Consider the following 10,388-nt stretch of genomic DNA (forward strand, 5'->3'; position numbering starts at 1 on the left):
GGCCCGCGCCGTGCAGTGGCACGCCGAACACCGGATCCTGCTGAACGGCCGGCGGACGGTGGTTTTCTACTAAAGCCCATATACCAAAGGCGGAATCGACCAATTCCGCCTTCAGCCTCGAAGCCGCCGCCGCCTCCGGAGGCCGCTGTCACGCGGCGATCGACAGGCGCATTGGTCTCATTCTGCGGAGTGCTCATCAAACCCTCCTCCAAGCGCGATGCCGACATGGCGGACTTACTCTGCTTGGCGGGGTTTGCCTCTTGCGGCGCGTGCGGGCGCGGTTCTCCTGTATTTGCGCAGATCAGAACAGGCCGAAGCCGAAGACACGTCTCCATTGTCAAACACAAGACGAGAGGTGGGTGTGCGATGCCAACATTTCAAGAGGCGGCGAGAAGATTTTTTTGTTGAGGGCGCGATGCAGATGCAGGCGTTCATGGTGATGAACGGAATTGGTGAATCGAGGCGTGTCGGATTTTTCGATGGCAACACGTCACCCGTTTGCGGACATTCCGGCCAGCCCGGCTACTTCCGGGTTGCGCCAGAACTTGCCGTTCGGCTCGCAACCCAACTCATCTCAATTCGATGAACGGGAAACAGCCGTCGCAGATGGCCCCCGCTATAACAAAAAATACGCTGCTACTGCGATGACGACTACCCAAATGGCAAAGGTGGCTCCGCCTCCGTATTCCTTCTTCATCTCTGGTGTGGCGTGGCAAAGCGCGTGAATGATATGCCCCCAGCTCATGATCCCCCCGTGACTTGGAACTTCGCGACCCTATCGTGCGGTGTTGACATTGGCAAGACTGAGCGTGTCGTTGGAGCGTTCGCCTCCAATACACTCGTGGTCATCGCCCCACCCACAAAAACCGCGTGAGTTCCGTATCGGACTGAAGAATGTCGCAGACCTCTCCGGCGGGAACGACGCGCGAATTTCAGACGATGTAGCCGACCATAGATTAAATTGCACTGTGGAAACCATTTGGAAAACGTCAGGCGGAAGTCCAAGCGCATGCCTTTGGGCGATCCTCAAATAGTCATCTAAATTAGCAGCCGCGTCGCGCCTGATAAGCGCTCCTGAACGTCGTCTTCGGCGCATCTTGGAAGTATCTCCATCGTTCGGATTCCTCCCCCAATTCGCCGTTTCCCGGCTTGCGTCTGCGTCGCAGGTTCCCGCGGTGAAGCCTGGGGCGGCGAGTAGTCGGTTCACGCGGAGACGCGGTGCCAAACGGGTTGGCCGCGTCTCATTGCAGATTCGAGCGTGAGCGATTTGGCAAAATGTCTCCGCGTCTCCGCGTCTCCGCGTGGAAATTCTGTTTGAGCGCAGGTGCGTGCTTCGAGGCTCGCCGGGCGGGCGGCATGGCACATCGCATACAGCACAATGCGGCTCGCGCCTCAGCATGAGGGGAATTGAGTTTGAATAGATTCACGCGGAGGCGCGGAGCGAGAGGGCCAAACGGGACCGCCGCTCGCGTTCCCCCATCCCCGGCAAGCGACGGGCGCGAAGCGACCGCGCGATGACCGGGGACCCAGGTCGTGACGCGATCTCGTAGACTTGGTCGTGCGAAACGTCACGGCTTGAACGAACGCCACCACCTGGGTCCCCGGTCTCGGCCGGCTTCGCCGCTGCGCAGCGACGACGGGCTCGCCGGGGATGACAAGTTCGGATTCACGCGGAGGCGCGGAGCGAGGGTGCCAGACGGGTTGGCCGCGTCTCATTGCAGATTCGAGCGTGAGCGATTTGGCAAAATGTCTCCGCGTCTCCGCGTGGAATTTCTCCCTCTGCCCCCGCGGGCGCACTACTTTCATTGCTCGCACGGGGACCGTGCGGCGAAGGGGACACACGATGTGAGGTAAGCCCCCTTCCTGGCCTTCGGCCAGACTTCCCCCACGGTCTCTCTGCGTACGGATAAATCTCCTCGCCCGCGGGGGCAGTAAATGGTGCGGTGGCCGCGGCCTCAGTAGCGCGCGTTGCCGGGGGTGCGCGGGAACGGGATGGCGTCGCGGACGTTGGCGAGGCCGGTGGCGTAGATCAGCGTGCGTTCGAAGCCGAGGCCGAAACCGGCGTGCGGCACTGTCCCATAGCGGCGCAGATCGCGATACCAGTCGTAGGCTTCCTTGACGATGCCGGTCGCATCCATGCGGGCGTCGAGCACGTCGAGGCGTTCCTCGCGCTGGCTGCCGCCGATGATTTCGCCGATGCCGGGCGCCAAGACGTCCATCGCCGCGACGGTCTTGTCGTCGTCGTTGACCCGCATATAGAAGGCTTTGATCCCCTTCGGGTAGTTCATCAGGATCACCGGCTTGCCGACGTGCTTCTCGGTGAGATAGCGCTCGTGCTCGGACTGCAGGTCGGTGCCCCAGCTCACCGGATATTCGAACTTGGCGCCCGAACGCCCAAGAATCTCCACCGCCTCGGTGTAGTCCATGCGGACGAATTCGGAATTGACGATGCCTTCCAGTTTCTGGACCAGGCCCTTTTCGACGCGCTGGTCGAAGAATTCGAGATCGTCGGCGCGCTTGTCCAGCAGCGTCTTGAACACATGCTTCAACAGGCCTTCGGCCAGGGTCGCGTCATCGCTGAGGTTGGCGAAGGCGATTTCCGGCTCGACCATCCAGAATTCGGCGAGATGGCGCGAGGTGTTGGAATTCTCGACGCGGAAGGTGGGCCCGAAGGTGTAGACCTTCGACAGCGCCATGCAGTAGGTCTCGACGTTCAACTGGCCCGAAACCGTCAGAAACGCTTCCTTGCCGAAGAAATCCTTGGAGAAGTCGATCTTGCCTTCGTCGGTACGCGGCAGGTTGGCGATGTCGAGCGTCGAGACGCGGAACATCTCGCCGGCGCCTTCGCAGTCCGAGGCGGTGATGATCGGGGTGTTGACCCAGACGAACCCGTTCTGATCGAAGAAGCCATGAATCGCCTGCGCCAGGGTGTGGCGGACGCGCGCCGACGCGCCGATGATGTTGGTGCGCGGACGCAGGTGGGCGACTTCGCGCAGGTATTCCACCGAATGCGGCTTGGGCTGGATCGGGTAATGATCGGGGTCTTCGACCCAGCCGACCACCGTCACGCTCTCGGCCTGCATCTCGAACGGCTGGCCCTTGGCCGGCGACGGCACGATCTTGCCCGACGCTTCCACGGCGCAACCGGCGGTAAGCTTCAGCACCTCATCGGTGTAGTTCGCCAGCGTGTTGGGAACCACGACCTGAACGGGATGGAACGAGGAGCCATCGGAAACCTGCAGGAACGAAATGCCCGCCTTGGAATCGCGGCGGGTGCGAACCCAGCCCTTGACGGTGACGGTTTCGGTCTCAGGCGCCTGGCCGCCAAGGATCGCGCGTCCGGAATAGGTGCTCATGATTTACCCAGCGAAATAAAAACCCGCGGGATTTACAGACGGCGGCGCGATTTTGTCCAGCGATTCCGCATCAGGGCTGCCCTGCCCCGCAAGCGACCACAAGCCATTTCGTCGCATCGGCTGTGCACATTTTCGGACACCGTGGAAACTCTGTGACGGCGCCAGAAGCTTCGCGACATTGCAGCATCGGTTCGCCAAATTCCGCAGCCGCAGCCGGTCACGTCGAAAAAGGATGAGGGAATGGCGGTCTCACCGACCATGCAAGACGAAGTTGCGTTCATTTCGAGCGTCGCCAGCAACGGCACGCTGGCAAGCAAGAGCTTCTACAGCTGGAACCTGAACACCCCCGCGACCTACTCGAGCCAGTGGACCTCGGCGCGCAAATGGGGCGGCACCGCAGCCGGCAGTTCCGGCGGAACGGTCAGCTACTATTTCGATCCCACCTCCAAATGGAGCGCCACCGAAGAGAAATGGCTGGCCGCGGGTCTGGCGCTGTGGGCGGCCGTCGCCAATGTCAAATTCGTCCAGGTGACGAGTTCGACCAAAGCCGACATCACCTTCCGCCGCACCAATGACGGCAGCTCCTACACCTATGCGCTCTACAATCCGGCGTTCAACGCCTGCGTTACCGGCGGCAAAGTGCTGGGGACCGAAACCCACGGCTCGATCAACATCGACACCACCGGCACGACGTTCGGTCCGATCAGCGGCCTCGCCAGCCAGGGCGGCTTCACGATCGAAAACCTCCTGCACGAAGAAGGCCACGCCCTCGGCCTCGGCCACGCCGGGCCCTACAACGGCGCCGTCAATACGATGACGCAGCAGTTCAGCGCCTACGACAACAAGGCCTATTCGCTGATGTCCTACATCAATCCCGGCACCACCGCGAAATACAGCGCGCAGACGCCGCTGACCGGGGTCAATTGGGCCGGACACCAGCCGACCACCCCGATGCCGCTCGACATCCTCGCCATCCAGCGGCTTTACGGAGTGGCGACATCCACGCCACTCAGCGGCGGCCAAGTGTTCGGCTTTCACACCAACATTACCGGCGCGCTGAAGCCGTTCTTCGATTTCACCCAGAACACCACGCCGGTGATCACGCTGTGGGACAAAGGCAGCAACAACACGCTCGATCTCAGCGGCTTCGGCGGCAAGGCGTCGGTCAATCTCAATGCCGGCACCTATTCCAGCGCCGCGGGGCTCAGCAAGAACATCGCCATTGCCTACAACACCAAGATCGACAAGCTGGTGTGTACGGCAGGCGGCACGACGGTCACCTGCAACAACGACGGCGACACGGTGACCGGTGGCAATGGCGCCGATACGATCCACGGCGGCGCGGGCAACGACACGCTGCGCGGCGGCGGCGGCAACGACACGTTCTACCTTTCCAGCGGCACCGACACGCTCGATGGCGGCACAGGCACCGACACATTGGTGCTGCCCGGCAAATCATCGGCCTACAAGATCAGCAGGAGCGGCAGCATCACCACGATCACCGCGACCGGCATTCACGACACGCTGTCGTCGGTGGAAATCCTGAAATTTGCCGACAAATCGACCGCCCTTTCGACCAGCGTGTCCAATGCTGCCAGTACCCTCAATGTTACCGAACAAATCGGATGGGACCCGTCGATTACGGCGTCAGATGTGGCGCCAAGTTCGACCGCCGGCGCTCTCGCCAATGCTCCGCTTGCCGGAACCGGCCCTCTCATCAGCCGGGGACTCACCGACTCTCGCAGCGCGTGGCTGGCGGCTACAGGATGAAATCCGGAACTGAATCGGCTGGGCGCGGTTGTTCCTGCGGACGACAGGAGGACGCACCGTGCCCAATCCGAATGCACACGAACAGCCCGCGGAAGGCGGTGTCGAACAGATCGAAGCCGCCCTGCAGAAGCAGGCAGAGAAGCAGCGTGACCACCCCGCGAAGCCGCAGGAACAGGTCCCGGGCGGGACCAAGAAAGACGAGAAATAGATCGGCGCCTGCCGTCGCAGCGCCGCTGATTTATCACATAATATTAAGCGGTTACCGGCTGCGGCGGGATTGCGCCGCCCTCCCAAACAATTCTTAGTTGCACGATTACTGAATGGGTTCTGCAATTGCCGTGTCGAGGCCGCGCCGAGGTCGAGACGTACGCAATGCCGACAGATTTTACGGCGCTGCCGGCGGCCTCGGCGGCACGATTTCGCCAAATTACCAAATTGCAACCGCCTCCATATGTCGCGTTGTAGAGCACTGCATACGAACGTGACGCCGTTGCCACTTTTACTGGGCGCCGCTACGATTGGGCCAGCGATCAGTTTGCGCAGCAGGAATTCTCCCCGACATGCTTATGGAACACTCCTCGACCCGGCGCGACCGCAAGTCTGCGCCGGCCCAAGCGTCCGAAAAACCCGCCCTCAAGCACAACAAGCTCGACGACAACATCGGCTATCAGGTTCGGATGGCCTATGTCGCCATCCGCCGGCAGTTCGAAGCGGCCATGGAAAAGCTCGATCTCACCCAGAAGCAGACCAGCGTTCTGTGGCTGATCGAAGCCAATCCGGCGGTGTCCCAGATCGCGCTCGCCAACGAGCTCGGCATGGACCGCGCGTCGATGATGGCGATCGTCGACCGCCTGGAAGAGCGCGGCTTGATTGTCCGCAAGCGGTCTGCCGAAGACGGCCGCCGCCAGGAGCTGTATGTCCTCGCCAAGGGCAAGAAGGTCCTGACCCAGGCCAAGGCCGCCATCCACGAGCACGAAAAGTGGATCGGCCAGAAGTTCACCAAGGCCGAACTCGGCGGCTTCGTCGAAGGCCTGAAGCGTTTCACGCGCTGATCGGCGCTGACGCCAGCAACTTACCGGAGCGAGGCGGGAACCCCCGTCTCGCTTTTGGCTATCCGCCCTCGCGGAAGTCGGCGTAGAGCAGCATGCCGCCGTCGACGACGACCGACGTGCCGGTGATGTAGCCGGCGAGATCGCTGGCCAAAAACGCAATCACCCGCCCGATATCCGCTGGCTCGCCGATCCGTTCCATCGGGATTTTGGCGATCAGATCGGCCTTGCCGGCCGGGTCTTTCCACACGCCCGCATTGATCGGCGTTTTGATCGCGCCCGGCGCCACCGCCAAGACCCGTACCCCATGCTCGGCGGTTTCCTGCGCCAGCGTGCGCGTGAACATGGCGAGCCCCGCCTTGGCCGCGGTGTAGGCCGAATAGCCGGCCCACGGGATCGCTTCATGCACCGACGTGACGTTGATGATGACGCCGCGCTTTTGCGCGATCATCCTTTTCACCGCCTCGCGGGCGCAATGATAGGGGCCGATCAGGTCGACGTCGATCACGCGGCGCCACGCGGTCGGATCGCTGTCGGCGCAGAACTGGCGCTCGCCGTCGATGCCGGCATTGTTGACGAGGATATCGACGCCGCCCAGCTCTTCGTCGGCTTTGGCGAAGGCGGCGGCGACCGCGGCCGCATCCGAAATATCTTCGACGTTGATCGCCACCGCCCTGCCCTCGGCGTGGTGCAGTTCGGCCGCCAGCTTTTCCGCCGGGGCGCGCTCGCCGCGATAGCCGATGCCGACCCACGCCCCGCACGCCGCCAGCGCCCGCGACGCCGCCGCCCCAAGACCGGTATCGCCGCCGGTAACCAGGGCCCGCCGCCCGGATAGATCGATCGCAAGCATATACGGGCAACTCCGGCGGCGGCGGCTGGTTCCAGCGACATTCAGTCCGACACGGGTTCCTACGGATCGGCGGCTTTGTATGCTCACGTTACAAATCGCTCATGGAATACCGGATTGCCGGACAGAACGCGCTGATCCGCGGCCTTCGCGCCCGCACCGCCAAGCTCGCGCCGATCCTGCGGTTTGCCTTTCCGCAGCGCACCGCGGTCGGCGCCATCCTGGGACTGACGCTGACCATCTCCGCCCTCAACGCCTGCGAGCCGCTGGTGCTGAAATTCCTGTTCGACACGCTGGCCGGCAACCGCGATATCGCCCATCTCACCACGCTGGTCGGGCTGCTGCTGGTTTTCGCGCTCGGCCGCGAAGGCGCCACCGCCTGCGCCGACTGGCTGACCTGGCGCACCCGCATCGGGCTGCAATACGCCCTGTTGGAAGCGACCATCGGCAAGCTGCATCGCATGCCGCTCAAAATGCAGCGGAGCGAAGGCACCGGCGCGCTGATGACGCGGCTCGACCGTTCCATCCAGGGCCTGGTCGGCGCCACCGCGCAGCTTCTGTTTTCGGTGCTGCCGGCGGTGCTGTTTCTCATCATCGCGGCTTCGATCATGTTCCGGCTGGAGTGGCGGCTGGCATTGATCGTGGTGCTGTTCGCGCCAGTGCCGGCCTTGTTCGCGGTGCGCGCCGGCCCCGAACAGGTGCGCCGCGAAAAGACCCTGCTCGACCGCTGGTCGAAAATCTATTCGCGTTTCAACGAAGTCCTCTCCGGCATTCTGGTGGTGCGCAGCTTCGCCATGGAAGACGCCGAAAAGCAGCGCTTCCTCAGCGAGGTCGGCGAAGCCAATCGCGCCGTGATCCGCGGCGTCGCCACCGATGCGGGCTACGGCGCGGCGAGCAATCTCGCGGTCGCGTTGGCGCGGCTGTCGGCGATCGCGGCGGGCGTGGCGCTGATCGTCCATGGCGCCATCACGCTCGGCACGCTGGTGGCGTTTCTCGGCTTCGTCAGCGGACTGTTCGGGCCGGTCCAGGGCCTGTCCACCATGTACCAGACGCTGCAGAAAGCGACGGTGTCGCTGAGCGAAATCCACCGCATTTTGAATCTTGCCGAACACCTGGAAGATGCTCCGGATGCGGAGGATGTCGCGGCGGTGCAAGGCCATGTCATCTTCGACGACGTCCATTTCGGCTATGACGGCGGCGGGCCACTGCTGTCGGGCATCGACCTGCACGTCAAGCCCGGCGAGATGGTCGCCATCGTCGGGCCGTCCGGGTCAGGCAAAACGACGCTGATGGCGCTGTTGATGCGCTTCTACGATCCGCGCCAGGGCCGCGTGCTGGTCGACGGGCGCGATGTCAAACACCTGAAACAGGCCGCGCTGCGCCGTCACATCGGCGTCGTGCTGCAGGATACGCTGCTGTTCAACGACACGCTGCGCGCCAACATCGCCTATGGCAGACCCGATGCCACCGACGCCGAAATCGAAGCCGCCGCGCGCGCCGCCAACTGCCACGACTTCATCGCCCGCATGGCGGACGGCTACAACACCATGGCCGGCGAACGCGGCAGCCTGCTGTCGGGCGGCGAACGCCAGCGGGTCGCGATCGCCCGCGCGCTGTTGAAAAATCCGCCGATCCTGATCCTAGACGAAGCCACCTCGGCGCTCGATGCCGAGGCCGAAGCGCTGGTGCAAGGCGCGGTGGAACGGCTGATGAAAGGGCGCACCACCTTCGTCGTCGCGCACCGCCTCGCCACCGTGACCAACGCCGACCGCATCATCGTGCTGCAACAGGGCCGCATTGCGGAAATCGGTTCGCATGCGGAGTTGTTGAAGCGGCGCGGCTATTATGCTGCGTTGGTGCGCCGGCAGAGCTTGGGCCTGATCGCCAACGACGCGGCGTGAGGGGGAGCATGCGATGCAGATGCAGGCGCAGCAAGAAATGGGGTCAGAGTGGATTTCTCGATCGCCCGCCGCGCCACCGACGATGGTTGGAAAAAATCCACTCTGACCCCATTTTAGGCGGACTCGCAATTGCTCTGCGGCCCGCCTATCGTGTGACTGGGCACGGCACAGGAGGCGTCGATGGCGCGGCTCGGGCGTTATTTCGTTCCCGGTCAATCGCTGCATGTCATTCAACGCGGTAACAACCGTCAGCCCATATTTTTCGGCGACGACACCTACACGCTTTATCGCCGGTGGCTGGGCGAAGCGGCCGAAGACCATAACTGTTCGGTGCATGCCTATGTCCTGATGACCAACCACGTCCACCTGCTGCTAACACCCGATACGAAACTGAGCCTGCCCGGGATGATGCAGTCGCTGGGGCGCCGCTATGTCGGCTTCATCAATCACACCCGCGATCGCACCGGTACTTTGTGGGAAGGCCGTTACCGGGCCGCGCCGATCGACAGCGACAACTATTTCATTTCCTGCTGCCGCTATATCGAGCTGAACCCGGTGCGCGCGGGCATGGTACACGGTCCGCGCCAGTATCCGTGGTCGAGTTATGCCGCCCATGCCTACGGCAAGGCCGATCCCCTCGCGGCGGACCATCCGGTATTCCTTCGCCTGGGCCGCACCCCGACGGAACGCCAGGAGGAGTATCGCGCCCTTTGCCGGCAGGCGCTCGACGAAGACCTTGTCGCGACGTTACGCGCGGCAACGAACGGCGGCTGGGCACTCGGCGACGACCGGTTTCAGCGTCAGGTCGCCAAAGCTGCGAAACGCCGGGCATCGCCGCTGCCGAAGGGACGACCGCGGGCCGCGACGGCCGATTGAAAAAATGGGGTCAGAGTGGATTTCTCGCCGGCGCGGCAGGCGAGCCGGGCGGTCGATAAATCCACTCTGACCCCATTATTTCTTCGCTTTCGCCAGGCCCCAGAAGCCGGCGAGGATGTAGGAGAGGCCGAGGAAGTAGAGGAAGAAATCGACCACGCCGACGATGGCGCGCAGCACCGGGGCGACGGCGGTAAGGAGGAAGATATCGGCGAGGACGACCGCGACGCCGGCGGCGACCAGCGCCACTCCGAACGCGATCGTGTTGCGGTAAGCCCGGCGGCTGTAGATTCGCATCGATCGCATTTCGAACTCCGTCTCATCCCATTGGGCGGCTCACCACGAATTGATCGCCGCGAATTCCTGCTTCAACAGGGCCCTCGTACAACCGGCCCTCAGCGGATATGGTCCGGGCCCGTCGCAGCTTCACGGATTAGCACATGTCCCGCCTTTCGCGCATCGCCGCCGCCTTTCTTTTGAGCGGCGCGGCCCTCGCCTTTGCCGCACCCGCCGCCCCCTTCACCGCCAAACTGATGGCCAGCCTCGATCGGCTCGACGATCCGCATGTGTCGCCGGACGGGCGCTATGCCCT

8 protein-coding genes are annotated in these 10,388 nt (G+C 63.3%); 5 read left to right on the forward strand and 3 right to left on the reverse strand.

Features of this window, described 5'->3' with window-relative positions; translation table 11 throughout:
• Window positions 1-1,955: 1,955 nt before the first annotated feature.
• On the reverse strand, window positions 1,956-3,356 hold the full coding sequence (asnS, locus tag AC1P6P_RS12250; RefSeq protein ID WP_481402724.1) for an asparagine--tRNA ligase: 1,401 nt from the start codon (window positions 3,354-3,356) through the stop codon (window positions 1,956-1,958).
• A gap of 240 nt (window positions 3,357-3,596) precedes the next feature.
• Between asnS and AC1P6P_RS12255 the strand changes: the two genes are divergently transcribed.
• The 3 genes from AC1P6P_RS12255 to AC1P6P_RS12265 all read left to right on the forward strand — a co-directional run bounded on the left by AC1P6P_RS12255 (window position 3,597) and on the right by AC1P6P_RS12265 (window position 6,178).
• On the forward strand, window positions 3,597-5,126 hold the full coding sequence (locus AC1P6P_RS12255; RefSeq protein ID WP_481402725.1) for a M10 family metallopeptidase C-terminal domain-containing protein: 1,530 nt from the start codon (window positions 3,597-3,599) through the stop codon (window positions 5,124-5,126).
• A gap of 58 nt (window positions 5,127-5,184) precedes the next feature.
• Complete coding sequence (locus AC1P6P_RS12260; RefSeq protein WP_481402726.1) at window positions 5,185-5,334, forward strand: hypothetical protein; 150 nt, start codon at window positions 5,185-5,187, stop codon at window positions 5,332-5,334.
• 352 nt (window positions 5,335-5,686) lie between these two features.
• Window positions 5,687-6,178 (forward strand): MarR family winged helix-turn-helix transcriptional regulator, encoded by a 492-nt coding sequence (locus tag AC1P6P_RS12265; RefSeq protein WP_481402727.1) that lies wholly within the window; start codon window positions 5,687-5,689, stop codon window positions 6,176-6,178.
• A gap of 58 nt (window positions 6,179-6,236) precedes the next feature.
• Here AC1P6P_RS12265 and AC1P6P_RS12270 read toward each other — a convergent pair whose 3' ends face one another.
• Window positions 6,237-7,025 (reverse strand): glucose 1-dehydrogenase, encoded by a 789-nt coding sequence (locus AC1P6P_RS12270; protein ID WP_481402728.1) that lies wholly within the window; start codon window positions 7,023-7,025, stop codon window positions 6,237-6,239.
• A 101-nt stretch (window positions 7,026-7,126) separates the two neighbouring features.
• On the opposite strand from AC1P6P_RS12270, the gene AC1P6P_RS12275 reads away from it, so the two are divergent.
• Both AC1P6P_RS12275 and AC1P6P_RS12280 read left to right on the forward strand, forming a co-directional pair.
• Window positions 7,127-8,923 carry an ABC transporter ATP-binding protein gene (locus AC1P6P_RS12275; protein ID WP_481402729.1) on the forward strand — a complete coding sequence of 599 codons (1,797 nt, stop codon included), beginning with the start codon at window positions 7,127-7,129 and terminating at the stop codon, window positions 8,921-8,923.
• Window positions 8,924-9,103: 180 nt separating this feature from the next.
• Complete coding sequence (locus AC1P6P_RS12280) at window positions 9,104-9,799, forward strand: transposase (protein WP_481402730.1); 696 nt, start codon at window positions 9,104-9,106, stop codon at window positions 9,797-9,799.
• A 75-nt stretch (window positions 9,800-9,874) separates the two neighbouring features.
• Here the strand turns inward: AC1P6P_RS12280 and AC1P6P_RS12285 are convergent, their stop codons facing one another.
• Window positions 9,875-10,102 carry a hypothetical protein gene (locus AC1P6P_RS12285; RefSeq protein WP_481402731.1) on the reverse strand — a complete coding sequence of 76 codons (228 nt, stop codon included), beginning with the start codon at window positions 10,100-10,102 and terminating at the stop codon, window positions 9,875-9,877.
• Between the last annotated feature and the right edge of the window lie 286 nt (window positions 10,103-10,388).

The organism is Rhizomicrobium sp. (assembly GCF_056722145.1).

What these genes read in the sequence shown, in the direction of transcription:
- AC1P6P_RS12280 (WP_481402730.1), top strand. Translation starts at nt 9,104, where the DNA reads ATGGCGCGGCTCGGGCGTTATTTCGTTCCCGGTCAATCGCTGCATGTC.
- AC1P6P_RS12265 (WP_481402727.1), top strand. Translation starts at nt 5,687, where the DNA reads ATGCTTATGGAACACTCCTCGACCCGGCGCGACCGCAAGTCTGCGCCG.
- AC1P6P_RS12275 (WP_481402729.1), top strand. Translation starts at nt 7,127, where the DNA reads ATGGAATACCGGATTGCCGGACAGAACGCGCTGATCCGCGGCCTTCGC.
- AC1P6P_RS12285 (WP_481402731.1), bottom strand. Translation starts at nt 10,102, where the DNA reads ATGCGATCGATGCGAATCTACAGCCGCCGGGCTTACCGCAACACGATC.
- AC1P6P_RS12255 (WP_481402725.1), top strand. Translation starts at nt 3,597, where the DNA reads ATGGCGGTCTCACCGACCATGCAAGACGAAGTTGCGTTCATTTCGAGC.
- AC1P6P_RS12270 (WP_481402728.1), bottom strand. Translation starts at nt 7,025, where the DNA reads ATGCTTGCGATCGATCTATCCGGGCGGCGGGCCCTGGTTACCGGCGGC.
- asnS (WP_481402724.1), bottom strand. Translation starts at nt 3,356, where the DNA reads ATGAGCACCTATTCCGGACGCGCGATCCTTGGCGGCCAGGCGCCTGAG.